The sequence below is a fragment of the Microbacterium helvum genome (assembly GCF_014779795.1).
GTDB classification, from domain to species: domain Bacteria; phylum Actinomycetota; class Actinomycetes; order Actinomycetales; family Microbacteriaceae; genus Microbacterium; species Microbacterium helvum.
Genome location: NZ_JACXZS010000001.1, coordinates 39,734 through 64,013 on the forward strand (window position 1 = coordinate 39,734; position 24,280 = coordinate 64,013).

Consider the following 24,280-nt stretch of genomic DNA (forward strand, 5'->3'; position numbering starts at 1 on the left):
CACTCTCCCGCTCCCGGCGCGCGCTAGGCTGACCGGCACCGTCGGCGCGGCCGGCGCCAGATCGGAGTCGACGCTGATGACCGCAGCCGTGCCCGCGACCGGGAACGACGTCACCGCCCACACATCCGACGCCCGCGGTCGTGTGCCGCTGTGGGCGTGCGGGCTCCTCGGCCTGGGAGCCTTCGTGATCGGTCTGCTCCCCTGGCTCGTCACCGGGATGCGGCTGCCGCTGCAGAACCTGTGGGCGTCGACCCCGGGACCGGAAGGGATGCCGGTCGCGCTGCTGCCATTCAGCCAGTACCACCTCACCGACCTGTTCGCGCTGATCGCGGTGGGTTCCGTGGTCGCGGGCATCATCGCGCGGGCGCTGCGGCCTCGGCTCGCGCGCGGCGGGATCGCCGTGCTCGCCGGTGCGGTGCTGGTGGCGCAGGTCGTGGCGGTCGCCCAGTCCGCGATCGTCGTGAGCGCCGGGCTGCAGCAGCGCTCCGAGTCCGCGCTGTACCTCGGCGGCCTCGTGGCCGTGTGCGCCCTGTCGTTCCTGCTCGGCGCGGCAGCGCTCGCTCTCGTCGCCCTCGCGCCGCGCGGCGGTGCCCTCATCGGCCTGACGATCGGAGCACTGGCGATGGCGTCGTGGGTCGGCGTGTTCCTGCGGCCACTGATGCTCACCGGGCCGGACTGGCTGCTCGCGGTCGCGTCCGCGCTGCAGTGGCTGGCGCCCGTGCTCGTCGGCGCCGCGATCGCGTGGGCAGGCGTCAACACCGTGGGCCGGGTGCTGGCCGCGGTCGCGAGCCTCGCGCTGCTGTGGGTCGTCCCGGCGGGGATGACGGGCGTCTCGGCGGCGGCAGGCACCCGCGTGCTCGCGCACGACGTGCGCGGGATGATCGACTACGCCGTGAATGTGTTCCGGATGGCGCTGTTCACGCCCGAGCTCGCGCTGCGCCCGATCGTCGCCGCCGTGGCGGTCGCCGCCGTCGGGCTGCTGCTGCGATGGGCGGTGGCGCGGGCACGACGCTCGCCCGAGCCCGAGCCCGTTCCCGGGTCCGCGCCGGCCGGTGAGCCGATGGCCTGACACGCACCCGACGCACCGGCGGGCGGCCGGGGTGTCTGCCCCTCGTGGCAGGATGCGTGCATGCCTGATGCCCTCACGCCCGCGCAGCTCGATCGCGCCGTCGGCGCCGTCCTGGCCTCGGCCGCGGGCGACGCGCTCGGCTCGCAGTACGAGTTCGGCCCGTCGCTCGCGGACGGGACGTCGGTCGTCTTCGGCCGAGGGCACTTCGGCCACGGGATCGGCGAGTGGACCGACGACACGAGCATGGCCGTCCCGCTGCTCGAGGCTCTCGCGCGCCACGAATCGCTCGACGACCCGGTGACCCTGTCGACCGTCGTCGGCCGCTGGGTGGAGTGGTCGAAGACCTCGCTCGACGTGGGCACGCAGACGCGTCACGTGTTCGGGCTGCTCGCGGGCGACACCTCCGCAGACACCGCCACCGCCGCCGCGCGCGCCGTGCACGACGCGACGGGGCGCAGCGGCGGCAACGGCTCGCTCATGCGCACCGGCCCCGTCGCGCTCGGCTACCTGCGCCGGTCGGCGGACGATCTGGCGCGCGTGGCCGGGCGCGTCGCACGACTCACCCACTGGGAGGACGACAACCTCGACGCGTGTGCACTGTGGTGCCTCGCGATCCGGCACGCGGTCCTCACCGGCGGGCTCGACGCCAGGATCGGACTGGAGCAGATCCCCGCCGAGCGGCGACCGCGCTGGGCCGGCCTCATCGATGACGCGCTCGCTGCCGGCCGTCATCCGCGCGACTTCGCGCAGGGCAACGGCTGGGTCGTCCTCGCCTTTCAGGCGGCGCTGTGCGCGGTCGCCGGTGCCACGTCGCTCGTCGACGCGCTCGAACGCGCGGTGCGCGGCGGCCTCGACACCGACACTGTCGCCGCGATCGCGGGTGCGCTCGCGGGCGCGGTGTGGGGCGCGACGGCCGTTCCCGCAGAGTGGCGTGCGATCCTGCATGGCTGGCCGGGCATCGGCGCCGACGAGCTGGAGCGTCTCGCCGTCGCCGCCGTCACCGGCTCCGCAGTGTCCTGACCCCCCGTCCCGGCCGGCGGACGTCGGGCGGGCGGACGTCGGCACCCGGCGGCTCGGCTACCGTGAAGGTCATGCCGATCGCCACCCTCGACACGTCGGCGTTGACGGGACCGGTCGATCGCGATGCGCTCGCGGCCTACCGCGAGAGCCTGCCGCCGAGATCCGTGGCCGCCTGCGGGCGATCTGGTGGCCGGCCGTCACCCTCTCCGCCTCCTCGGTGTTCCTGGCGGCGTTCTTCGCATGGCTGCTGCTCGGCACGGGCGAGGTGTCGACCGACGACATCGTCGTCGCGGTGAGCGCGATCGTCCTCGCCGCCGGCGTGGTCGTCGTCACCGGCAACGCCGTCGCGGCCGATCTGCGTCGCCGCCGCGGCCTGCGGCAGTACCGGCTGTCACGCTTCGCCGCGGCGAACCGGCTGACGTACGCTCCCGTCGAGCGCGGCCTCGAGCTGCCCGGAATGATCTTCGGCGCGCGCGACGGTCAGGTGACGTGGGATGTGATGAGGGATGCCGGCGGCCTCGCGGTCGGCAACCAGACCTTCACGACCGGCAGCGGCAAGAACCGGCGCACGCACCGCTGGGGATTCGCGTCGGTGCGGCTGGGCACTGAACTGCCACATCTGGTGCTGGACGCGACGAGCAACGACGCGCTGCGGGTGTCGAACCTTCCGGTGTCGCTCGATCGTGCGCAGCGGTTGAGCCTGGAGGGCGACTTCGACCGCCACTTCGCGCTCTACGCGCCGGTCGGCTACGAACGCGATGCCCTGTACCTGTTCACGCCGGACGTGATGGCGCGGTTCGTCGACCATGCGGCGGCGCTCGATGTCGAGATCGTCGACGACCGGCTGCTGCTGTACGCCCGCCGGGATCTGTCGACGCTCGATCCGGAGGTGTGGGAGTGGCTGTTCGCCACGCTGCAGGCGCTCACCGCCAAGGTCGAGCAGTGGCAGCGGTGGCGCGACGACCGGCTCGGCGAGACGCACGTGGTGACCGAGGCCGGGTCGGCGCGCATCGTGCGCCCGCCCCGCGGGGTGGCGGCGCGCGGCCGGCGCCTCACCGAGCGCGTGCACTGGATCTGGATCGTGCTGGGGCTCGCGCTGGCCGGGTTCGGGCTGTTCTCGATGCTCGACGATGCCTTCGGGCTCATCCCCTGAGGCCCGACGACGTCACGGCTGCACGTCGTCATGCGGGACGATGCGGCTGAGCTCCACCGTTCCACCCGGCAGGATCCAGTAGTGGATGCGACGTGCCTGCGCCGTCTTCTGCTCGATGTAGGCGCGCCAGCACTTGGCGCCGTCGCTCGCGCGCACCGTGGGCGGGTCGCCGGCGCCGTCGCCGGTGCGCAGCAGATGCGCCTCACGACCCGGGACCTCGCGGATGCGCCCGGTGGCGGCATCCACCGCGGCCTTCATCGCCTTGTCGAAGCGGCCGTCGTCGAGGGGTGCGAGCGATTCGGCGAACCGGGGCCCGACGATGTAGTCGCCGAGGGGGTGGTCGGCGCGCTCGGCGGGTTCGACGCGGTCGACCCACGCGAGGTAGATCTCGTGCCGCACCCAGGCCTCGTCGGTGCTCCAGCGGCTGCGGCGCGTGGCGCGGTCGTCGCCGGGGGCGGACGAGGCCGCCGCCGCCTTGCGCGCCGAGCGGAGCGCCTGGGTGCCGGCGCGCTGCCGCGCATCGAGTTCGCGCACCCTCAGCTCCAGTTCGGCCCGGCCGACGAGCGCCTCTTTCAGCCGTGACTCGGCCGTCGCCGCCCGCGCGCGCAGGCGGCTCGCGGCAGAGTCGTCGGCGTCGGCCTCGGCGAGCCTCGCCTTGAGCCCGGCGATCTCGGCGCGCGCGGTGTCGAGGGCGCGCTGCGTGGAGCGCAGGGCCGACCCGTGAGGGGCGCGCGACTCGACGGCGGCCGCATGCTCGTCGGCGTGCCCGGCATCGGCGGCTGCGTCGGTCGCGGCCGAGGCGGCGCCGGCGGCCGATGCCGCGTGCGGCATCGCCGGACGCATCCCCGGCCCGGGAACCGGGCGCGCCGTGGTGGGAGGGGATGCCTCCGCCACACCCGGTGCGTCGGGCTCGGCCGCTGCTGCATCCACCGCCGGGGCCTCAGACACCGCGCCGGCCGCGCCCGCTCCCGACGCCCCCGGCACCGGTGTCCGGCGCTCCAGCTCGGCGAGTTCGCCGTGCGTGTCAGCATCCTCGGGCAGCAGCGCCCTCCCCTGCGCGAGCCAGGGCGGCCCTCCGGTCGTGAGAGCCAGCGGCGGCACGATCGCCTCGTCGTCGTCGACGTCGTACAGACTCAGGTGGATGGTGCCGTCCGACAGGTGCAGCACCCGCACCGCGACGACGTCGCCCTCGGCGAGCAGCAGGTCGACGGTGTCGAGCGGGTTCTTCGAGACGTCGTCACGGCGCACCGTGAACTCGACGGCGGGGTGCAGCAGCAGCGTCGCGCGCGCCGGTGTGACCTTCGTGACGAACGCGAGGGTCACGCTGTGGTGCGCGAACGCGGCGAGCAGCGCTGCCGTGTCGGGAGCAGGCTCGGTCACGAGCAGTCGGTGGTCGTCGAGGTCGAGCATGCCGGCCACGCGCTGCCCGCGCCGCACCACCCAGTCCAGCGGGAACGGCGGATAGGTCAGCTCGCGCGAGATCGTCGCCGGTCCGTGGCCGTCGGTCGCGACGAGCGCGCGCTCGTCGCCGGCGAACCCCTGCACGACACCGGTCACGGCGACGCGGCGCGAGGCGGGTTTGCAGTCGAACAGCCGTGCGGCGTTCGCGTGCGTCAGCACGTCGCCGACGAGCGCCGTGGCGGCGCGCGGCCCCGGGAACCGCAGCGGCGAGCGGCGCCAGTCGGGGTCGGCGCCGAAGTCGACGGGGTACGAGCGTCCCGCCCCGCCGTACACCTGCGCACGGTCGGGAAGATGCGCCGCGAGCGTGCGGGTGAGGTCGCCGGTGTCGATCAGCACGAGGTCGGCGACGCCCTGCGTTCCCGACTCGACGTCGTCCGCATCGATCGCGAACCCGTCGGTCGCCGGGTCGGTCGAGAGCACCACGACGGGCTTCTCGCGCGCACCGAGGATCCGGCCGGCCAGCGCCACGGCCTCTGCGGTCGTGCGGACGTGCTCGGCCACGCGCCCTCCTCGGGACCCCGGGTTCTCGGCATCCGGGGGTTCCGAACCTACCCTTCCCGTCGCCGGGGGAGCGTCAGCGACCTGCCGCGGGAAGCAGCGGTCTCAGCGCGTCGCCGAGCACGCCCGACAGGTCGGCGCTGATCGCCGCGGTGAGGTGGTGCGAGTCTCGGTAGACCAGGGTGTTGCCGAGGATGGGCGGGCACTGCTCGGCGTCGCACAGGTACCCGTCGAGGTCGAGCAGCGGCACGCCGCGCGCGGCGGTCGCGCTGACCTCGGCCTTCCGCGCCTCGCCCGAGAGCGCGATCGCGCGCGGCTGCCCGCACGCGCCCGCGTCCGACAGGTGCGCCGACAGGCACGGCGCGGGATCCTCGCGCAGATCGGGGGTGTCGGCGATCACGGCGGTCGGCGCGTGCAGGGCGTCGAGGGTCAGGCCGTAGGCGGCATCCCAGGCCTTCTGATCGTTCGCCGTGCCGGGGGCGACCTCGGCCCCGGTGTAGGTCGCCATCACGACCAGGGCGGGCGGGTCGGCGTTGATGCGGTCGATGACGGCGTCGCGCCACTTCGCGCACTGCGGGTAGGGCGCCCCGCGGCGCAGCGTCTCGATGTCGGCGGCGGGGCACGAGCTCTTGGTCTGCACCTCGATGGAGTAGCCGGCCGCCTCGGCGAACCGCTGCAGCGCCGGGAACCACTGAGCCGCGTGCGAGTCGCCGAACAGCACGATCCGCGGCGAGTCGGGGTCGCCGTAGCGGCAGCCGCGGGCGTCGGTGGCGGCGATGCCGCGCATGCAGCCGTCGTCGTATACCTCGGGCAGGCTGTCGCGCGCATCCCGCAGATCGGGCGCCAGGTTGTCGGGAACGAAGTCGGTGCCGCTCGGCAGCTCGGTGATCACGGTGCCCGACGCCGCACGCGCATCGTGCAGCGAGCGCGTGTCGACCACGGCATAGGCGGCGCTGGCCGCGCCGAGGCACGCCAGCGATCCGGCCACCGCGCCGATGAGCGTCACCCGTGCGCGGCGGCGGGTGAGCACCGGCGCGCGACGCACCGGGTCTTCGACGAAGCGGTACAGCAGCCAGGCCGCCGGGACGCAGGCGAGCGCGATGAGCAGCGTCGCCCACAGCGGCAGCGGCCCGGGCACGAGCGCGTCGGGCAGCACGAGCGCCGGCCAGTGCACCAGGTACAGCGAGTACGAGATCGTGCCGATGAGCACCACGGCGCGCGCCGACAGCAGGCGGGTCGGTCCGCCGCGCGTCTCGCCTGCCACGATGACGGCCGCCGTGCCCAGCACCGGCAGCGCCGCCGCGACGCCCGGGAACGTCGTCTCGGACGAGAACAGGACGATGGATGCCGCCACCCCCGCGATCCCCGTCCACCCGACGATCGGGGCCCACCGCTCGGCCACGACACGTCGCCGCTGCTGCAGCAGCACGGCGGCGAGGCCGCCGACGCCGAGCTCCCAGGCGCGGGCGGGAAGCGAGAAGAAGGCCCACGGCTGGGCGGCGGACGTCAGCCACACGCACGCGGCGAACGATGCCGCGACGATCCCGACGAGGACGCAGATCAGTGCGCGGCGCGACCGCACGGCCACCCAGACCAGGGCGAGCAGTGCCGGCCACAGCAGATAGAACTGCTCCTCCACGCCGAGCGACCAGTAGTGCTGGAACAGCGAGGGGTTCGACGACTCGGCGAGGTAGTCCGAGTCGGCGAGCACGAAGAAGTAGTTCGGCACGTACAGCGCGGTCGCCACGGCAGCCGCCCACACGTCCTTCATGAGCAGCGGCGGATACCAGACCAGCGCCGCCGCCACCGTGAGCAGCAGCACCACGAACGCGGCCGGCAGGATGCGTCGCGCGCGTCGGGCATAGAACTGGCCGAACCTCACCCGCCCGTTCGCGCGCAGCTGCTCGAGCAGATGCGACGTGATCAAGAACCCCGAGATGACGAAGAAGATGTCGACGCCGACATACCCGCCGGGCAGGAGCGGCACCCCCGCGTGATAGAGCAGGACCGACCCGACCGCGATCGCACGCAGTCCCTGGATGTCGGCGCGGTAACCCGTGTGGTCGGGCTGGGCGCTGGCTCGGTCCACCACCCGAGCGACTCTAGGCGGGCACGTCAGGGGCGGCCACCCCCTTGACGGGCGCCCGGGCCGTCGCGTAGTCGGGGCTAGGCGGCGCGCAGCCACAGCGCCGCGAAGAGCGCGGCGAGCGCGATGAGCGCCACCACGGCGACGGCGACACCGGGCCACCCGATCGCGACGAACACGAGACCGAGCGCCCACCCGAACAGGCTCGACCCCGCGTAGTAGCCCAGGTAGTACAGCGACGACGCCTGCGCCCGCGCATCGGGGACGCTCGCGACCGGGGCCCAGCCCGACGCGACCGCGTGCGCGGCGAAGAACCCGGCAGTGAACACCAGCAGCCCGGCGAGGATCACAGGCACCGACGGTGGCAGGGTGAGCGCCGCGCCCGCGGCCATCACGACGATCGACACCATGAGCACCGGGAACCGCCCGAACCGCGTCGCCAGGGCACCGGCCGCCGGAGAGGCCACGGTGCCCGCCAGGTAGGCGAGGAACAGCAGGCTCACCGCCCAATGCGGCATCGAGTATGGCGGCGCGGTCAGCGCGAACCCGAGGTAGTTGTAGAGCGCGACGAACGCGCCCATGAGCAGGAACCCCTGCGCGTACAGCGCGAGCTGGCGCCGCGACCGCAGGTTCTCGGCCAGGCGGTGCGCGAGCGAGGGGCCGGGGTGCGAGCGGTGCCGCAGCGCCACGAAACCGCGCGCCCGGGGCACGAGCACGAGGAAGGCGACCGCCGACAGCGCGCACACGACGGCCACGGCCAGGACGCCGGCCTCCCATCCCGCGATGTCGCCCACCGGCCCCGCGATCAGTCGCCCCGCGAGCCCGCCGATGGTCGTGCCCGCGATATAGCTGCCCGCCGCGGCGGCGGTGTGGGCAGCATCCACTTCTTCACTCAGGTAGGCGAGCGCGATCGCGGGCACCGCGCCGAGACCCACGCCTTCGAGCAGCCGCAGCGCCAGCAGCGTCCCGATGTCGGGGCTGAACGGCGCGAGCAGCCCGAAGACGGTCGCGATGAGGATGCCGACGGCCATCGCCGGCACGCGGCCCACGCGATCGGCGACCGCCGACCATGGGATCACGGTCGCGGCCAGTCCGAGCGTCGTCGTCGAGACGGCGAGCGCCGCCGTCGCGGGCGGCACGGCGAACTCCTCCGCGATCAGCGGCAGCACCGCCTGCGGCGAGTACAGCTGAGCGAAGGTCGCGATGCCGGCGAAGAACAGTCCCGCGATGAGTCGCCGGTACGCCCGGTCGCCGGGCAGATGCCCTGTGAACGTGACGGCCGACATCGCCTTCGAGCGTACGCCCCGCATGGCCCGGGCGTGTCGCGACTAGAGTCGTGGAGGCCGCGCGGGTCGCGGCATCCATCCCCTTCCCACTGCGGCGCAACGGCGCGCACCCGACTGGAGCCCTGTGTCTGCCGCCCACACCGAACCCGCCGACCGCTACCGGATCACCCCGACCGTGTTCCAGGCGCTGCGCAGCCCGCGCCTGCTGACACGGGAGGTGCTCGCCGGCCTCGTCACCGCCCTGGCGCTGATCCCCGAGGCCATCGCGTTCTCGGTCGTCGCCGGCGTCGATCCGCGCGTCGGGCTGTTCTCGTCGTTCGTGCTGGCCGTCGTGATGGCCTTCACCGGCGGCCGCCCGGCCATGATCACGGCGGCTGCCGGCGCCGTGGCGCTCGTCATCGCGCCCGTGGCCCGCGAGCACGGGTCCGACTACCTCATCGTGACGATCGCCCTCGCCGGCATGATCCAGGTGCTGTTCGCCGTGCTCGGCGTCGCGCGGCTGCTGCGCTTCATCCCCCGCAGCGTCATGGTCGGCTTCGTCAACGCGCTCGCGATCCTCATCTTCCTGTCGCAGGTGCCGCAGCTCGTCGACGTGCCGTGGGCGGTGTACGTCCTCGTCGCGGCGGGACTGGGGATCCTGTTCGTGTGGCCGCGGATCACGCGCGCCGTCCCGGGTCCGCTCATCGCGATCGTGCTGCTGACGACGGCCGTCGTCGTGTTCGGGCTGTCGGTGCCGAACGTGGCCGACCAGGGCGATCTGCCGCGAAGCCTTCCCGAGCTGCTCATCCCGCACGTGCCGCTCACGTGGCAGACGCTGCAGATCGTCGCGCCGTTCGCGTTGGCCGCCGCGCTCGTGGGGCTCTTGGAGTCGCTCATGACCGCGAAGCTCGTCGACGACCTCACCGACACGCACTCTCGAAAGACGCGCGAGGCGTGGGGCCTGGGCGTCGCGAACGTCGTGTCGGCGTTCTTCGGAGGCACGGGCGGGTGCGCGATGATCGGCCAGACCATGATCAACGTGAAGACCGCGGGCGGGCGCACGCGCATCTCGACGCTCCTCGCGGGCGTCTGGCTGCTCGTGCTCGTGGTGGCGCTCGGCGACATCGTCGGGCTCATCCCGATGGCGGCCCTCGTCGCGGTGATGATCGCGGTGTCGGCGATGACCTTCGACTGGCACAGCATCCGGCCGTCGACGCTGCGGCGCATGCCGCTGAGCGAGACCGCGGTCATGCTCGTCACCGTCGCCGCGACGGTGTGGACCCACAACCTCGCGGTGGGGGTGATCCTCGGCGTGCTCGCTGCGATGGTGCTGTTCGCGCGTCGCGTCGCGCACTTCACGACGGTGACCCGCACCGTCGACAGCGACACCGCCCGCTACCGCGTGGACGGCGAGCTGTTCTTCGCCTCGAGCAACGACCTCACGACGCAGTTCGCGTACGCCGCCGACCCGCCCCGCGTGGTGATCGACCTGTCCCGCACGCACGTGTGGGACGCCTCGACCGTCGCCGCCCTCGACGCGATCGTCACGAAGTACGCGCAGCGCGGCGTCGCCGTCGAGCTCGAGGGCATGAGCGACGCCGCGGCCGCGTTCCACGGGAGGCTGAGCGGCGAGCTCGGATCCTCGTGACCCGGGGTCAGGACACCCGGCCGTCCCCCGGACGCGACACCCGCAGCCAGCGGTAGCCGTACCCCGCGACCTCGAGCTCCACCCGCTTTCGTGCGTCCAGCGGGATGCGCTCCGCGCCCAGCAGGTCGACCAGGCACGTGCCGTCGGGCTCGTCCTCGAGCGAGAACCGCGTCGTCGCGGGCACCTCGTCGAAGTTGTGGACCGCGACGGTGCGTCCGACGTCGGCCCGGAGCGAATGCACGAGCACCGCGCCCGCGGGCTGGTCGATGACCTCGAACCGGCCCCACCCGAGCTCGGGCGAGATGCGGTAGCGCGAGGCGAGATCCCGGAAGAAATGCAGCAGCGACTCGCGGTCCTCGATCTGGGTGGCCGCGTTGACGTGCTCGGGCGCGTAGCCGTCCGCCGGCGGGCGGGCGACCAGCCGCGAGGGCGGCGCCACCGAGAACCCGCCGTTCTTGTCGGCGGTCCACTGCATGGGCGTCCGCACGGCGCTGCGGCCGGGCGCGTCGATGTTCTCGCCCATCCCGATCTCCTCCCCGTAGAACAGCACGGGTGTGCCGGGAAGGGTGAACATCAGGCTGTAGGCCATGCGGATGCGCCGCGGATCGCCCAGCATCGGCGGAAGGCGGCGGGTGATGCCGCGGCCGTAGACGCGCTGCCGCTCGTCGGGCGCGAAGGCCTCGAACACCTCTTCACGCTCGGCGTCGGTCAGCTTGTCGAGAGTGAGCTCGTCGTGGTTGCGCAGGAAGTTGGCCCACTGCACGTCCGGCGGCAGAGCAGGGCGTGAGGTCAGCGCCTCGACCAGCGGTGCCGGGTCGTGCCGCGCGAGCGACAGGTAGAACGCCTGCATGCCGACGAAGTCGAACTGCATCGTCAGCTCGTTCACCTCGTCGCCGCCGAAGTAGGCGATCTGCTGCTCGTACGGCAGGTTCACCTCGCCGAGCAGCACGGCCTCGCTCGAGCGTCGCTGCAGGAAGCGCCGGAAGTCGCGCAGCAGCTCGTGCGGGTCGCGCACCTCGGCGCCCGGTGGCATCTCGAGCAGGAACGGCACCGCGTCGACGCGGAACCCCGACACCCCCAGCTGCAGCCAGAAGCCGATGACGCGCGCCAGTTCGTCGCGCACCGCGGGATTGGCGATGTTGAGGTCGGGCTGGTGCTCGTAGAAGCTGTGCTGGTACCACTGGCCCGCCACCTCGTCCCTGGTCCAGACGCCGTCCGCCTCGCCGGGGAAGACCGGATTCTTCTGCCCCTTGGGCGGCGCATCGTCGCGCCAGATGTAGAAGTCCCGGTAGGGCGAATGGATGCTGCGCCGCGCCTTGCGGAACCACGGATGCCGATCCGAGGTGTGGTTGACGACCAGGTCGACGATGACCCGCATGCCGCGGTCGCGCGCGGTGCGGATCACCTCGACGAAGTCGCCGTGCGTGCCCAGGCGCGGATCGACGCCGTAGTAGTCGGTGATGTCGTAGCCGTCGTCACGGTCGGGCGTCGGCGAGAAGGGCATCAGCCACAGGCAGGTCACGCCGAGCTGGGCGAGGTAGTCGATGCGCTGGGCGAGGCCCTGCAGATCGCCGCTGCCGTCGCCGTCCGAGTCGAAGAAGGTCTCGACGTCGAGGCAGTAGACGATCGCGCTCTTGAACCACAGGTCGCTGGTGTCGGTGATCTTCATCAGGCCTCCGTCAATCGGGGAAGGATGCTGCCGGCCGAGGCCTCCAGGAAGCCCGTCTGCTCGCGGCCGACGTGGTGCAGGTAGACCCGGTCGAATCCGATCCGCGCGAGATCGGCGATGCGCTCGGCGAGGGCGACCGGGTCGGAGTCGGTCAGCACCGCTTGGCGCAGCCTGCTCTCGTCGACGTCGCCGACAGCGGCGTCGAAGTCCTCGGGCTGTTCGAGATCCCAGGCCAGCGGGGGCGTCACCAGCGCGTTGCGCCACTGGTCCTTCGCGATCGCATAGGCGGCGGCATCGGTCTCGGCGAAGCTCACATGCACCTGCAGCACGCAGGGCCCCGTGCCGTCCTGTGACCGGTAGGCGTCGACCACCCGTTCGAGCGCCCGCGGCGCCTGGGCGACGGTGGCGAGCCCGTCGGCCCACAGTGCGGCCCAGCCGGCGGTCTCGGCGCTGACGGCGGTGGCCAGCAGCGGCGGCGGCTCGGCGGGAGTGGTCCACAGCCGTGCCCGGTGCACCTTCACGAGGCCGTCGTGCGAGACCTCCTCGCCGTCGAAGAGCCTCCGGATCACGTCGACGCTCTCGGACAGGCGCGCGTTGCGCACGGACTTGGGCGGCCAGGGCTCTCCGGTGACATGCTCGTTCATCGCCTCGCCGCTTCCGAGCGCCGCCCAGAAGCGCCCGGGGAACATCTCCTCCAGGGTGGCGAGCGCCTGCGCGACGATGACCGGGTGGTACCGCTGGCCAGGCGCGTTGACCATGCCGATCGAGAACTCCGTGCGCGCGAGCGCCGCCCCCAGCCAGCTGAACGCGAAGCCGGACTCGCCCTGCCGCGGATTCCACGGCGCGAGGTGGTCCGAGCACATCGCGCCGTCGAAACCGGCCGACTCGGCGTGCTGGACGTCATGGAGCAGATCGCTCGGCGGGATCTGCTCGTGCGATGCGTGAAAGCCGACGAACACCATGCCGCGAGTCTGCGGGCGCTCCGCGCGCAAGACGAGGCACTTGAGATCCACTCCCGGAATGAGCTAGCGGGGCCAGGAACTCACAGCCCGCTCCCAGTCTCGCGGGACCAAAACCGCCGAGGCATCCGTTCTTCTTCATGACGCCGCAGCCAGCCGCGTCGAACCAGGAGGAATCGTGAGCAACGACTACCGCAAGACCCCCGAGGCGCTGAGCCGCCTCACCCCCGCCCAGTACCGGGTGACGCAGGACGACGGCACCGAGCCCGCGTTCCGCAACGAGTACTGGAACAACCACGACGCCGGCATCTACGTCGACGTGGTCTCGGGCCAGCCCCTGTTCGCGTCGACCGACAAGTACGACAGCGGCACCGGATGGCCGAGCTTCACCCGCCCCATCGAGCCCGACGCGGTGACCACCAAGAAGGACCGGTCGCTGTTCATGCCGCGCACCGAGGTGCGCTCGTCGGGCGCCGACAGTCACCTGGGTCACGTCTTCCCCGACGGCCCGCGGGATGCCGGCGGCCTGAGATACTGCATGAACTCGGCCGCACTGCGCTTCGTGCCCGTCGCGTCGCTCGACGACGAGGGCTACGGCGCCTACCTCGACCGCTTCGACACGCTCAGCGACCAGAACCCCGAGAACCAGGAGAACCCCTCATGACCAGCGGACCCTTCGACACCGGAGAGATCACCCGCACGCCCGGCACCGAGACGGCCGTCCTCGCCGGCGGCTGTTTCTGGGGCATGGAGGACCTCATCCGCCGCCAGCCCGGCGTGCTGTCGACCCGCGTCGGCTACACCGGCGGCGAGAACGCCCACGCGACCTACCAGCGACACCCCGGCCACGCCGAGGCCGTCGAGATCGTCTTCGATCCGGCCCAGACCTCGTACCGCGACATCCTGGCGTTCTTCTTCCAGATCCACGACCCGTCGACCCTGAACCGGCAGGGCAACGACATCGGCACCAGCTACCGCTCCGCGATCTTCCCGCTCTCGCCCGAGCAGGCCGAGGTCGCGCGCGACACGATCGCCGACGTCGACGCGTCCGGTCTGTGGCCGGGCAAGGCCGTCACCACGATCGAGCCCGAGGGCCCGTTCTGGGAGGCCGAGCCCGAGCACCAGGACTACCTGATCCGCTACCCCAACGGGTACACGTGCCACTTCCCGCGCGCGGGCTGGGTGCTCCCCAAGCGCGCCGACGCGACGGCGTAGCAACGCTGGACGATTGGATGCCGCGACCCGGCCGGGTCGCGGCATCCATCGTTCCCGGGCACGTGTCCCAGGTCGCTGTGGTACGGTTGCGGTCGCCCGATCGGGCCGCCGCGTCGACCTTCTCTGCCTCATTGCGGAGACCAGAGCGCTCGACGCCTCACCGCCACCGCGGTGCTTCCTTCCTTCGACTCCCGCCACGACCACGTCGCGTCGTGCGCGCACCACACTCCTGTGACACTCATTCATCCTGCATCCGTATCCGTATCCACCCGCACCGCCCTCGACTGGCGCCAGGCCGACCACGACGTCCACGTCGCGACGTCGGCCGGCGAGTATGCCGGGTTCGTCCACGTGACCGACGCCGGTTTCGTGGCCCACGGCCCCCGCGGCGAGCACCTCGGCGTGCACGCCGAACGGGCCGACGCCGCACACGCGGTGGCGGCATCCCTCACCCGCACCCCGCGCGCCCGGACGCGCGGCGTGCCCCACCTGCGTCCGCTCCGCACACGTCGGAGCGGCACCCCGGGCCGCACACGCGGTCCACAGAACAAAAGGAAAGACACGATGGCCACTGGCACCGTGAAATGGTTCAACTCCGAGAAGGGCTACGGCTTCATCGCTCCCGATGACGGCTCGGCCGATCTCTTCGCACACTTCAGCGCGATCGCCGGCAGCGGCTTCAAAGAGCTGCGCGAAGACCAGAAGGTGGAATTCGACGCCGAGCAGGGCCCGAAGGGCATGCAGGCGGCCAACATCCGCCCGCTCTGAGCGCTCGTCGGCCGGGGTGCGACTGCGCCCCGGCCGACCATCGGCTGACAAGGTCCGGTGTATTCCGGCTCCGACATACCGGTGCACGTAGCCTGGCACCAGCGAACGGCATCCGCCCTTGGCTTTCACGGCCACCGCGGTCCCGATCGAATCCACAGGTGCTCCCATCTCCTCCACCGCTCTCGAGCCTCGGCTCGGTCCCGTCCGTCAGAGCTACGCCGGAACGACGGAGTTCCCGCCTCTCGCCCGCGCCTACACCGATGTCGCGCAGGTCATCCGCGAGACCGGCCTCATGCGCCGCGCACCCTGGTTCTACGGCGGTGTCGGACTGGCCATCGCCCTCGCCTTCGGCGGTGCGATCACCGGCTTCGTCCTGCTGGGCCACTCCTGGTACCAGCTGCTGATCGCGGCCGCCCTGGGCGTGCTCTTCACGCAGGTCGCCTTCCTCTCTCACGAGGCCGCCCACCGCCAGATCCTCGCATCGGGGCCGGCCAACGACCGGCTCGCCCGGCTGCTCGGCAACGGCGTCGTCGGCATGAGCTACTCGTGGTGGGCGAACAAGCACACCCGCCATCACGCGAACCCGAATCGCGTCGGCAAGGACCCCGACATCGAAGTCGACACGATCTCGTTCCTCGATGCCGACGCCGCGCAGGCGCGCGGACTGCGCCGCCTCGTCACCCGCCGGCAGGGGTGGCTGTTCTTCCCGCTGCTCACCCTCGAAGGCCTGAATCTGCACTTCCTCGCCTTCCGCCACCTGTTCGGGCGAGCACCGGTGAAGGGCCGGTACGTCGAGCTCGGCCTGCTGGCCGCGCGGTTCGCCCTGGTGTGGACGCCGGTCTTCGTCTTCCTCCCGCTGGGCATGGCGTTCGCCTTCCTGGGCGTGCAGCTGGCCGTCTTCGGCGTGTACATGGGAGCCTCGTTCGCGCCGAACCACAAGGGGATGGCCGTCATCGCCCCCGACGCGAAGCTCGACTTCTTCAGCAAGCAGGTCCGCACCTCGCGCAACATCTCCGGCGGCTGGTGGGCGACCTGGCTCATGGGCGGCCTGAACTACCAGATCGAGCACCATCTGTTCCCGAGCATGGCCCGGCCGCATCTGGCCCGTGCCCGAGCGATCGTGATCGACCACTCCCACGCGCTGGGCGTCCCCTACGTCGAGACGTCGCTGTGGCGCTCGTACGGCATCGTGATCGACTACCTCAACCGCGTCGGCCTCGCCGCGCGCGACCCGTTCGACTGCCCGGTCGTGGCGACCTACCGCAGGGCCTGACCGCGCGCGGCGCTCCGCATAGACGGGCGCCCGCCGTTCGTCAACCCGGTGCCGTGAGGCGGCCGGCCAGTGCACGCTCGAGTCATGACTCAGATCATCGAGACCATCGACGTCGACGTGCGGGTCACCATGGCCTACAACCAGTGGACCCAGTTCGAGAGCTTCCCGAAGTTCCTCGACGAGGTCGTGTCGATCACTCAGCTCGACGACACGCACAACCACTGGAAGGTGCGGGTCGGGCCGTTCGAGCGCGAGTTCGACGCCGAGATCACCGAGCAGCATCCCGACGAGCGAGTGGCGTGGCGCAGCGTCGGCGGCGACACGGCGCACGCCGGCGTCGTGACGTTCCACCGGCTCAGCGACACCCGTTCGCGCGTCGCCGTGCAGATCGACTGGGAGCCGACGGACGCCCTGGAGAAGCTCGGGTCGCTCGTCGGAGCCGGCTCGCACGCCGTCAAGAAGGACCTGCAGAACTTCAAGGAGTTCATCGAGAACGCCCCGCGCGAGACCGGCGCCTGGCGCGGCGACGTCGCGAGCTGACGCCGATGGATGCCGCGACCGGCCGGGTCGCGGCATCCATCACCGGCGCGTCGGGGCGACCCTCGTGGTCACGCGGCGCGCGGCCTCATTCGCCGGGGCGCCGGAGGAACCCCGAGAACAGCGTGTGCAGCAGCGGCAGCACCGACACGATCATGAGCACGGTGCCGATCACGAGGTCCTGCGAGCGCAGCACGGCACCGCTGATCAGCAGCCCCGCGAACAGCACCGCCGACACGGCACGGCGACCCATGCGTTCCAGTCGTCGAAGCTTCTGGTCGAGCTTGGGCACCTCGGCCACGAGTCTGCCGTCGACGATCTGCGACACCATCTCGTCGAGCCGCTTCGGCAGCCGCGCCACGACGCCGGCGACCGACACCGCCTCGCGCGCGAACCCCTGCACGAGGTTGCCGCTCTGGTCGCGCAGCAGCTGGTCGGCGTAGGGCTCGACGGCGTCCCACACGTTGAACGCCGGGTCCAGCGCGCTGCACACGCCGCTCGTGAGCGAGATCGCCCGCACGATCAGCAGGAAGTTCTCGGGCAGCTGGAACGGCAGCGAGCGCACCACGTCGCCGAACTCGGTGGCGAAGTCCTGGAACTCGCGGGGATCGACCTTCTGCAGCTCGGCGAAGCCCATGCCGCCGAATCGCGCGAACAGCGCCGTCATGGCGCGTTCGAGCTCGCCCGTGTCGGCGGACGGCAGCAGCGCGCCGACCTCGCGGATGCTCGCGACCATCTTCTTGCTGTCGCGCGCGGCCACCGCGATGATCAGCTGCTGCAGGCCGGTGCGCAGCGTATCGGGCACCTCGCCCATCATCCCGAAGTCGACGAACGTGAGCCTCCAGGGGCGGGCTCCCGGTGCGGCGTCCGGCTGTGCCGGCGTGACGAAGATGTTGCCGGGGTGCGGATCGGCGTGGAAGTAGCCGTCCACGAACAGCTGGTCGAACATGACGTTCGCGAACTCTTTCGCGACGGCCGCCGGGTCGATGCCGGCTGCGCGCAGTCCGTCGACATCCGTGATCTTGATCGCGGTGACGTCGGCGAGCACCAGGACGCGTCGCGTGGTGCGCTCCCACGCCACCTCCGGCACGGTCACCCGGTCGTCGCCCGCGAAGTTCTCGGCGAACCGCGCCGCGTTGCGGGCCTCGAGCACATAGTCGATCTCGTCGCGGCTGGTGCTCGCGAACTCCTCCACGAGCGCCGGCAGGTCGACGTGGTCGCGCACCACGCGCACACGGCTGAGCCACGCCGCCACCCGCCGCAGCGCCGCGAGGTCGACGTCGACGATCGCGTCGATGCCCGGTCGCTGCACCTTCACCACGACATCCGCGAAGCCGGTGTCGGCGGCATCCTCCGGATTGAGCCGTGCGCGATGGGCTTGACCGAGGGATGCCGCGGCCACCGGAGTCTCGTCGACCCACGCGAACGCCCGCTCGAGGGGGGCCCCGAGCTCGGCCTCCGCGAGCGCCCGGATGGCGGGGAAAGCGACCGGCGGGACCTCGTCCTGCAGACCCTCCAGCTCGGTCGTGATCTCGGGCGGCAGGACGTCCAGGCGCGACGACAGGAACTGCCCGACCTTGATCATGAGCCCGCCGAGCGACACCGCGAGCACGCGGAACCTCTTCGCTGCGTGCTCGAGGCGCTGCGGACGGTTGCGCGCGGCGAGCGCGCTCAGCCCGAAGCGCGGCAGGACGAGCTCGAACCACCACGCCTGCACCATGTAGCGCGACGCGAACCGCAGGATCCGCCGATAGCGGGCGCGCGTGTCACCGGCGTCTGCCATCGGTCTCCCGTCAGTCCTGAGCGAGGATGGAGTAGAGCCTACGCCGCGCCTCGTCCAGCACGTCGACGGCCTGCGCGACCTGCTCGGGCGTGCCGCCGCGGGCGACCTGCGCCGCCGCCTGCGCGAGCTTCGCCCCGGCCTTCGGCAGGGCCGTGGCTCGACCTGCCTCGGCGGTGCCGAACGCCTCCCAGGGCGCGGTCTGGTCCTCCCCCGCCTCGGCCTCTGCGCGACCGGCGTCGGTCAGCGCGTAGGTCTTCTTGCCGCCCGACTCCTCCGCGACGACGAGGCCCTCGTCGGCCAGCAGCTGAAGGGTCGGATACACCGAGCCGGGGCTCGGCTTCCACGCGCCGCCGCTGCGCTCCTCGATCTCGCGGATGATCTGGTAACCGTGCATCGGCTGCTCCGCGAGCACCGCGAGCACGGCGGCGCGCACATCGCCGCGTCCCACACGAGGGGCGAAGCGCTGCTCGAACGCCTCCCGCAGCTGATCCACCGCGTCGAAGAGGCCGCCTGAGAGCCCCTGTGCCGACGGCCCGCGGTGGCGGGGTCCGAATCCTGGATACGTACCGCTCATGACGACCTCCTGGCGAGTGCCTGACGATACTCCGACGATATATGCCGATATATCGTCGAGCAAGAAATGGTTGCCTGAGGCAATTACAGGAGTAGAGTCGAGTCATGGATGCCGCACCGCGCGCCGACCTGCTCTCCTCGCTCACCCGGCTCATGTCGCGGTGGTCGTCGAGCACCGTCCAGGCGCGCATCGCGAGCGGCGTCGGCGTCGCACTGGATCCCACCGAGATCCGCGCGGTCTACACCCTCGGCATCCACGGCGGCGCCGCGCGCCCGAGTGAACTCGCCGACGAGCTGAACGTGACGCGCCCCACGACGTCGAAGCTCATCGCCCGGCTGCTCGCCGACGGTCTGGTGACGCGCACCGCCCATCCCGACGACGGACGGGCGACCACCGTCGCGTTCACCGGGCGCGGGCGGGACGCCTTCCACCGGCTCGTCACGGCGGGGCAGATCATGGTCGACCACGTGCTCGACGACTGGACGCCCGCCGAGATCGACGCGTTCGGCGGGCTGCTGCGCCGCTTCGTCGACGGCCTGCTCACCGAATCCCCCGTTCCCCTGACTCACGCGGATCCCGCGCGAGAAGATCCCGCCGCACACCCGCGGCCCACCGCGACGGCGATCCCGTCGCCCGCAGAAGGAGACTGATATGCCCCGCACCTACGTCGTCACCGGCTCCGCGTCCGGCATCGGCGCCGCCACCGCCGAGCTGCTGCGCAGCAGAGGCGAGACCGTGGTCGGCATCGACTTGCACGGCGCCGAGGTCGAAGCCGACCTGTCCACCCCGGAAGGGCGCGCGGATGCCGCCGCCGGGGCCATCGCGAAGACCGGCGGCGTCATCGACGGCGTGATCGCGTGCGCCGGCATCTCTGCACCGATCGGCAAGACGATGTCGATCAACTTCTTCGGCGTGACCGAGCTGCTCACCGCGCTTCTGCCGGCCCTTCGTGCGTCCGAGGCGCCCCGCGCCGCCGTCGTGTCGTCGATGGCGTCGCTGCAGCCCGTCGATGCCGCCCTCGTCGACGCGGCGCTCGCCGGCGACGAGTCGACCGCGGTCTCGCGCGGCGAAGAGCTCGCCGCCCAGGGACCCGAGCTCGGCTACCTCAACTACCCCTCGTCCAAGCGCGCGCTGTCGCGCTGGGTGCGTCGCGCCTCGATCTCGGACGACTGGGCGGGCTCCGGCATCCCCCTCAACGCCGTCGCGCCCGGCACGGTGATCACGCCGATGACGGCGGGCCTGCTCGCGACGCCCGAGGGCGCGGCGATGGTCGACGCGGCCGTGCCGATGCCGCTCAACCACCACCAGCCCGCGTCGTCGATCGCGGAGCTGCTGGTGTGGCTGACCAGCCCGGCGAACACGCACATGGCCGGCCAGACGATCTACGACGACGGCGGCGCCGACGCGACCCTCCGCGGCGACGACATCTGGTCGTGGAACGACCCGAAGTGACCTGCGTCAAGCGTCGACGAAGTGGATGCCGCGGCCCCGGGCCGCGGCATCCCTCGCTCACTCGGGAGCCGGGCGACCGTAGGCCTCGAGCCAGCGCAGCCACACCTCGCTGATCGTCGGGTACGACGGCACCGCATGCCACAGGCGCTCCAGTGGCACCTCGCCGACGATCGCGATCGTCGCCGAGTGCAGCAGCTCGCCGACGTCCTGGCCCACGAAGGTCGCGCCGACGAGCACCCGACGCCGCTCGTCGACGATCGCCCGCGCCTGCCCGGTGTAGTGGTCGGCCACCTCGCTCGCACCTGCGACCCACGACAGGTCGTAGTCGAGCACGCGGACGTCGAGCCCCGCCTTCTTCGCCGACGCTTCGGTGTGGCCCACCGCCGCGACCTCGGGATCGGTGAACACGACCTGCGGAACCGCGGAATGGTCAGCGGTCGCCGCGTGCGCACCCCATGCGCCGTCATCCACGGCGCCGCCCCGAGCCCGCGCGGCGATGACGTCGCCGGCGGCGCGGGCCTGGTACTTGCCCTGGTGGGTGAGCAGCGCGCGGTGGTTGACGTCGCCGACGGCGTACAGCCAGTCGACGCCGCGCACGCGCAGCGTGTCGTCGACGTCGAGCCATGACCCGGGAGTGAGCCCGGCGACCTCCAGGCCGAGGTCGGCGGTGCGCGGGACGCGTCCCGTCGCGACGAGCACCTCGGCCGCGCGGACCTCGGTGCCGTCCGACAGCGCCAGCACGACCTGGCCGTCGGCGGCGCGCTCGGCGCGTTCGACCTCGACCCCGGTGCGGAGGTCGGCACCGGCATCCGCCAGCGCCTTCGCCACCGCCTCGCCCGCGAACGGCTCGACGCCGCGTAGCAGCCCCGATCGTGCGATGACCGTCACCGGAACGCCGAGCGCGGTGAACAGCGTCGCCATCTCGCTGCCGACCACGCCGCCGCCGAGGATCGCGAGGGATGCCGGCACCTCGCGCATGCCGGTCGCCTCGCGGCTCGTCCACGGCCGCACGTCGCGCAGACCCGGGATGTCGGGCAGCAGCGCGGCGGACCCCGTCGACACCGCGACGGCGTGACGGGCGCTGAGCACCGTCTCGGCGCCGTCCGAGCCGATGACCGTGACCTCGCGCTCGCCCGAGAGGCGCCCGTGCCCGCGGACCAGGTCGATGCCGGCGCCCTGCAGCCAGGTCACCTGCGACGTGTCGTCCCAGTGGTGAACGAACTCGTCGCGTCGGGCCAGCACCGCGGCGCGATCGAGCTCGCCCGTCACGGCGGCCGAGGCTCCCGTGACGTCGCGCGCGGCACGCAGCGCCGCGGCGGGCCGGAGCATCGCCTTGGACGGGATGCACGCCCAGTACGAGCACTCGCCGCCCACGAGCTCGCTCTCGACGATCACCGCCGAGAGGCCGCCCTGCACGGCGCGGTCCGCGATGTTCTCGCCCACCGGCCCTGCGCCGATCACGATCAGGTCGTATTCCCGAGCAGTCATGCGCCCCAACGTAGCGGCGCCCGGCGACACGAGCGACCCCTTGCATGCTCTGCCGCGCGGCGCAATCCTGTCCGCGTGTCGGAGGGGTGTGGTTATGTGGGAACCCCGCTGGCAAATCCGGCCGAAAGGGCAGCATGGCGATCGAATTCCGCGCGGTCTCGAAGAGGTATCCGGATGGCACCGTCGCCGTCGATGACTTCAGCGTGCTCATGCCCGCCCACAAGACGACGGTCCTCGTCGGGTCGTCGGGCAGCGGCAAGACCACGCTCCTGCGCATGATCAACCGCCTCATCGAGCCGTCCGGCGGGGTCATCGCGATCGACGACGAGCCGATCGCCGAACGCGACCCGGTGAAGCTGCGGCGAGGGATCGGGTATGTGCTGCAGAACGCCGGGCTGCTCCCCCATTTCTCCGTAGTCGACAACATCGCCACCGTGCCGGTGCTGAACGGCGTGCCTCGCGGCAGGGCCCGCGAGCGGGCACTGGAGCTCATGGACGTCGTCGGCCTCGAACGCGGACTCGCCAAGCGGTATCCGAGCCAGCTGTCGGGTGGCCAGCAGCAGCGCGTCGGCGTGGCGCGCGCTCTTGCCGTCGATCCCAACATCCTCCTGATGGACGAACCGTTCGGCGCGGTCGACCCGATCGTCCGGCGCGAGCTGCAGACCGAGACCATCCGGCTGCAGCGCGAGCTCGAGAAGACGATCGTGTTCGTCACGCACGACATCGACGAGGCCTTCCTGCTGGGCGATCAGGTCGTGATCCTCGAGAAGGGCGCGCGCATCGCACAGATCGGCACCCCCGAGCAGATCATCGAGAACCCCGCGAGCGACTTCGTCGCCGATTTCATCGGCGTCGAGCGGGGCACGAGAGCGCTGCACGCGAAGCAGACGCCGCGCGGCACGGTGCTGGTCGACGCCGCCGGCCGCACCCAGGGCGTGCTCGTGGAGGGCGCGGCATGAGCTGGGTGCTCGACAACCTCGACCTGATCTGGTCGCTCACCGTCGCCCATCTGCGGCAGAGCGCGATAGCGGTGGCGGCGGGGTTCGTCCTCGCGGTGCCGATCGGTTGGCTGGCGTTCCGGTACACGCCGCTGCGCGGCACCCTGCTCACGATCGTCGGATTGCTGTACACGATCCCGTCGTTCGCCCTCTTCCCGCTGATCACGGCGTTCCTGGGCATCCCGACGCTCTCCGAGGCGAATCTCATCGTCGCGCTCACGATCTACGCGGTCGCCATCATGACACGTTCGGTCACCGACGGTCTGGCATCGGTGGACGCGGCGACGCGCTCCGCCGCCGTCGCGGTCGGATTCGGCGCATGGCGGCGCTTCTGGACCGTCGACTTCCCGCTCGCCGGACCCGTGATCCTCGCGGGCCTGCGCGTCACCGCGATGTCGACGATCTCGCTCGCGACGGTCGGCGCCCTCATCGGCGTGCAGAACCTCGGCTACCTGTTCACGAACGGGTCGCAACGGCGGATCGTCGCCGAGGTGTTCGCGGGCGTCGTCGCGGTGGTCGTGATCGCGGTGCTCATCGATCTCGTCCTGCTTCTGCTGGGGCGTGCGCTGCTGCCGTGGTCCCGGCGCACCGTCACACCGCGCATGGACCGTCTGCAGTGGGCGCACGTATGAACTACTTCGTCGACGCCTTCGCGTGGATCTTCTCGCCGGACCGGCTGGAGGGTTCGCTGACGCTGCCGATGGCGATCGCCCAGCATCTCGCATTCACCTTCGGATCCGTGGCGATCGCGTCCGTGATCGCGATCCCGCTCGGCTGGCTCATCGGCCACACCGGCCGCGGTCGAGAGATCGCGGTGTTCCTGTCCGGCGCCGCGCGGGCGCTCCCCGCGCTCGGGCTCGTCGTGCTCCTCGTCATGCTGGCCGGAGTGACGCTCAAGACGGAGGCCGCCGTGACCGCCTTCGTGATCCTCGCCGTCCCGTCGATCCTCGCCGGGACGTACTCCGGCATCGAGGCCATCGACCGGTCGGTGATCGACGCAGGGCGGGCGATGGGAATGACCGAGTGGCAGATCCTGTTCCGGATCGAGATGCCCCTGGGTCTTTCGCTCCTGATCGGCGGACTCCGCTCCGCCAGCCTGCAGGTGGTCGCCACTGTGACGATCGCCGCCTATGTCGGCCTGGGTGGGCTCGGGTTCTTCCTCATACAGGGCCTGCAGACCCGCAACTACTCCGAGATCCTCGGGGCGGCGATCGTCGTCGTCGCCCTCGCGCTCGCCCTCGACGGCCTGTTCGCGCTGCTCGCGCGCTTCGCCGTGCCCCGCACGACCGGTCCGCGCGTGCGTCGACGTGATGCGCAGCCCGCTCCGCTTCCCGTCGTCCAGATGTCTCACTGACCCCCACCAC

At 71.8% G+C, this 24,280-nt stretch carries 22 protein-coding genes; 14 read left to right on the forward strand and 8 right to left on the reverse strand.

Annotated elements, in window-relative coordinates:
- Positions 1–76: 76 nt before the first annotated feature.
- The 3 genes from IF188_RS00230 (at position 77) to IF188_RS00240 (ending at position 3,242) form a co-directional block, all read left to right on the forward strand.
- Positions 77–1,069: a hypothetical protein gene (locus IF188_RS00230; RefSeq protein WP_191169784.1), complete on the forward strand. Its 993-nt coding sequence runs from the start codon at positions 77–79 to the stop codon at positions 1,067–1,069.
- A 60-nt stretch (positions 1,070–1,129) separates the two neighbouring features.
- Positions 1,130–2,089: an ADP-ribosylglycohydrolase family protein gene (locus IF188_RS00235; protein ID WP_191169785.1), complete on the forward strand. Its 960-nt coding sequence runs from the start codon at positions 1,130–1,132 to the stop codon at positions 2,087–2,089.
- 217 nt (positions 2,090–2,306) lie between these two features.
- Complete coding sequence (locus IF188_RS00240; RefSeq protein WP_191169786.1) at positions 2,307–3,242, forward strand: hypothetical protein; 936 nt, start codon at positions 2,307–2,309, stop codon at positions 3,240–3,242.
- Between the two features lie 12 nt (positions 3,243–3,254).
- Here IF188_RS00240 and IF188_RS00245 read toward each other — a convergent pair whose 3' ends face one another.
- The 3 genes from IF188_RS00245 to IF188_RS00255 form a co-directional block, all read right to left on the reverse strand.
- The gene (locus tag IF188_RS00245) at positions 3,255–5,204 is read right to left on the reverse strand and encodes a hypothetical protein (protein ID WP_191169787.1); all 1,950 of its coding nucleotides are present in this window, start codon (positions 5,202–5,204) and stop codon (positions 3,255–3,257) included.
- 73 nt (positions 5,205–5,277) lie between these two features.
- Positions 5,278–7,293: an acyltransferase family protein gene (locus IF188_RS00250; RefSeq protein ID WP_318152675.1), complete on the reverse strand. Its 2,016-nt coding sequence runs from the start codon at positions 7,291–7,293 to the stop codon at positions 5,278–5,280.
- A 74-nt stretch (positions 7,294–7,367) separates the two neighbouring features.
- On the reverse strand, positions 7,368–8,573 hold the full coding sequence (locus IF188_RS00255) for an MFS transporter (RefSeq protein WP_191169788.1): 1,206 nt from the start codon (positions 8,571–8,573) through the stop codon (positions 7,368–7,370).
- A gap of 124 nt (positions 8,574–8,697) precedes the next feature.
- Here IF188_RS00255 and IF188_RS00260 point away from each other — a divergent pair, with 124 nt between their 5' ends.
- Positions 8,698–10,200 (forward strand): SulP family inorganic anion transporter, encoded by a 1,503-nt coding sequence (locus IF188_RS00260; RefSeq protein WP_191169789.1) that lies wholly within the window; start codon positions 8,698–8,700, stop codon positions 10,198–10,200.
- A gap of 7 nt (positions 10,201–10,207) precedes the next feature.
- On the opposite strand, the gene IF188_RS00265 is transcribed toward IF188_RS00260, so the two are convergent.
- Together IF188_RS00265 and IF188_RS00270 are read right to left on the reverse strand one after the other, a co-directional pair.
- Entirely contained in the window at positions 10,208–11,869 is a 1,662-nt protein-coding gene (locus IF188_RS00265; protein WP_191169790.1) for an alpha-amylase family protein, read from the reverse strand.
- Positions 11,869–12,831 carry a TIGR03885 family FMN-dependent LLM class oxidoreductase gene (locus tag IF188_RS00270; RefSeq protein WP_191169791.1) on the reverse strand — a complete coding sequence of 321 codons (963 nt, stop codon included), beginning with the start codon at positions 12,829–12,831 and terminating at the stop codon, positions 11,869–11,871. The genes IF188_RS00265 and IF188_RS00270 overlap by 1 nt, the downstream gene beginning before the upstream one ends.
- A gap of 175 nt (positions 12,832–13,006) precedes the next feature.
- On the opposite strand from IF188_RS00270, the gene msrB reads away from it, so the two are divergent.
- The 5 genes from msrB to IF188_RS00295 all read left to right on the forward strand — a co-directional run bounded on the left by msrB (position 13,007) and on the right by IF188_RS00295 (position 16,624).
- Positions 13,007–13,492: a peptide-methionine (R)-S-oxide reductase MsrB gene (gene msrB / locus IF188_RS00275; RefSeq protein ID WP_191169792.1), complete on the forward strand. Its 486-nt coding sequence runs from the start codon at positions 13,007–13,009 to the stop codon at positions 13,490–13,492.
- Complete coding sequence (gene msrA / locus IF188_RS00280; RefSeq protein ID WP_191169793.1) at positions 13,489–14,043, forward strand: peptide-methionine (S)-S-oxide reductase MsrA; 555 nt, start codon at positions 13,489–13,491, stop codon at positions 14,041–14,043. The genes msrB and msrA overlap by 4 nt, the downstream gene beginning before the upstream one ends.
- A 564-nt stretch (positions 14,044–14,607) precedes the next feature.
- Positions 14,608–14,811, forward strand: a complete 204-nt coding sequence (locus IF188_RS00285) for a cold-shock protein (RefSeq protein WP_159849084.1) — start codon at positions 14,608–14,610, stop codon at positions 14,809–14,811.
- A gap of 166 nt (positions 14,812–14,977) precedes the next feature.
- Complete coding sequence (locus IF188_RS00290; protein ID WP_318152746.1) at positions 14,978–16,084, forward strand: fatty acid desaturase family protein; 1,107 nt, start codon at positions 14,978–14,980, stop codon at positions 16,082–16,084.
- 84 nt (positions 16,085–16,168) lie between these two features.
- On the forward strand, positions 16,169–16,624 hold the full coding sequence (locus IF188_RS00295; RefSeq protein WP_191169795.1) for an SRPBCC family protein: 456 nt from the start codon (positions 16,169–16,171) through the stop codon (positions 16,622–16,624).
- An 85-nt stretch (positions 16,625–16,709) separates the two neighbouring features.
- Here IF188_RS00295 and IF188_RS00300 read toward each other — a convergent pair whose 3' ends face one another.
- Both IF188_RS00300 and IF188_RS00305 read right to left on the reverse strand, forming a co-directional pair.
- Positions 16,710–18,404, reverse strand: a complete 1,695-nt coding sequence (locus IF188_RS00300; RefSeq protein WP_191169796.1) for an ABC1 kinase family protein — start codon at positions 18,402–18,404, stop codon at positions 16,710–16,712.
- A gap of 10 nt (positions 18,405–18,414) precedes the next feature.
- Positions 18,415–18,978 (reverse strand): PadR family transcriptional regulator, encoded by a 564-nt coding sequence (locus IF188_RS00305; protein ID WP_191169797.1) that lies wholly within the window; start codon positions 18,976–18,978, stop codon positions 18,415–18,417.
- Positions 18,979–19,082: 104 nt separating this feature from the next.
- On the opposite strand from IF188_RS00305, the gene IF188_RS00310 reads away from it, so the two are divergent.
- Entirely contained in the window at positions 19,083–19,628 is a 546-nt protein-coding gene (locus tag IF188_RS00310) for a MarR family winged helix-turn-helix transcriptional regulator (RefSeq protein ID WP_191169798.1), read from the forward strand.
- Position 19,629: 1 nt separating this feature from the next.
- Positions 19,630–20,430 (forward strand): SDR family oxidoreductase, encoded by an 801-nt coding sequence (locus IF188_RS00315; RefSeq protein ID WP_191169799.1) that lies wholly within the window; start codon positions 19,630–19,632, stop codon positions 20,428–20,430.
- A 57-nt stretch (positions 20,431–20,487) separates the two neighbouring features.
- Here IF188_RS00315 and IF188_RS00320 read toward each other — a convergent pair whose 3' ends face one another.
- Positions 20,488–21,918, reverse strand: a complete 1,431-nt coding sequence (locus tag IF188_RS00320; protein WP_191169800.1) for a dihydrolipoyl dehydrogenase family protein — start codon at positions 21,916–21,918, stop codon at positions 20,488–20,490.
- 134 nt (positions 21,919–22,052) lie between these two features.
- On the opposite strand from IF188_RS00320, the gene IF188_RS00325 reads away from it, so the two are divergent.
- From IF188_RS00325 to IF188_RS00335, 3 genes are read left to right on the forward strand one after another with little or no spacing between them, the layout of a single operon-like run.
- Complete coding sequence (locus IF188_RS00325; RefSeq protein WP_191169801.1) at positions 22,053–22,877, forward strand: ABC transporter ATP-binding protein; 825 nt, start codon at positions 22,053–22,055, stop codon at positions 22,875–22,877.
- On the forward strand, positions 22,874–23,548 hold the full coding sequence (locus IF188_RS00330) for an ABC transporter permease (RefSeq protein WP_191169802.1): 675 nt from the start codon (positions 22,874–22,876) through the stop codon (positions 23,546–23,548). The genes IF188_RS00325 and IF188_RS00330 overlap by 4 nt, the downstream gene beginning before the upstream one ends.
- Positions 23,545–24,270: an ABC transporter permease gene (locus IF188_RS00335; protein WP_191169803.1), complete on the forward strand. Its 726-nt coding sequence runs from the start codon at positions 23,545–23,547 to the stop codon at positions 24,268–24,270. The genes IF188_RS00330 and IF188_RS00335 overlap by 4 nt, the downstream gene beginning before the upstream one ends.
- Positions 24,271–24,280 lie beyond the last annotated feature (10 nt).

What these genes read in the sequence shown, in the direction of transcription:
- IF188_RS00230 (WP_191169784.1), top strand. Translation starts at nt 77, where the DNA reads ATGACCGCAGCCGTGCCCGCGACCGGGAACGACGTCACCGCCCACACA.
- IF188_RS00235 (WP_191169785.1), top strand. Translation starts at nt 1,130, where the DNA reads ATGCCTGATGCCCTCACGCCCGCGCAGCTCGATCGCGCCGTCGGCGCC.
- IF188_RS00255 (WP_191169788.1), bottom strand. Translation starts at nt 8,573, where the DNA reads ATGTCGGCCGTCACGTTCACAGGGCATCTGCCCGGCGACCGGGCGTAC.
- IF188_RS00265 (WP_191169790.1), bottom strand. Translation starts at nt 11,869, where the DNA reads ATGAAGATCACCGACACCAGCGACCTGTGGTTCAAGAGCGCGATCGTC.
- IF188_RS00270 (WP_191169791.1), bottom strand. Translation starts at nt 12,831, where the DNA reads ATGGTGTTCGTCGGCTTTCACGCATCGCACGAGCAGATCCCGCCGAGC.
- msrA (WP_191169793.1), top strand. Translation starts at nt 13,489, where the DNA reads ATGACCAGCGGACCCTTCGACACCGGAGAGATCACCCGCACGCCCGGC.
- IF188_RS00285 (WP_159849084.1), top strand. Translation starts at nt 14,608, where the DNA reads ATGGCCACTGGCACCGTGAAATGGTTCAACTCCGAGAAGGGCTACGGC.
- IF188_RS00295 (WP_191169795.1), top strand. Translation starts at nt 16,169, where the DNA reads ATGACTCAGATCATCGAGACCATCGACGTCGACGTGCGGGTCACCATG.
- IF188_RS00300 (WP_191169796.1), bottom strand. Translation starts at nt 18,404, where the DNA reads ATGGCAGACGCCGGTGACACGCGCGCCCGCTATCGGCGGATCCTGCGG.
- IF188_RS00305 (WP_191169797.1), bottom strand. Translation starts at nt 18,978, where the DNA reads ATGAGCGGTACGTATCCAGGATTCGGACCCCGCCACCGCGGGCCGTCG.
- IF188_RS00310 (WP_191169798.1), top strand. Translation starts at nt 19,083, where the DNA reads ATGGATGCCGCACCGCGCGCCGACCTGCTCTCCTCGCTCACCCGGCTC.
- IF188_RS00315 (WP_191169799.1), top strand. Translation starts at nt 19,630, where the DNA reads ATGCCCCGCACCTACGTCGTCACCGGCTCCGCGTCCGGCATCGGCGCC.
- IF188_RS00320 (WP_191169800.1), bottom strand. Translation starts at nt 21,918, where the DNA reads ATGACTGCTCGGGAATACGACCTGATCGTGATCGGCGCAGGGCCGGTG.
- IF188_RS00325 (WP_191169801.1), top strand. Translation starts at nt 22,053, where the DNA reads ATGGCGATCGAATTCCGCGCGGTCTCGAAGAGGTATCCGGATGGCACC.
- IF188_RS00330 (WP_191169802.1), top strand. Translation starts at nt 22,874, where the DNA reads ATGAGCTGGGTGCTCGACAACCTCGACCTGATCTGGTCGCTCACCGTC.
- IF188_RS00335 (WP_191169803.1), top strand. Translation starts at nt 23,545, where the DNA reads ATGAACTACTTCGTCGACGCCTTCGCGTGGATCTTCTCGCCGGACCGG.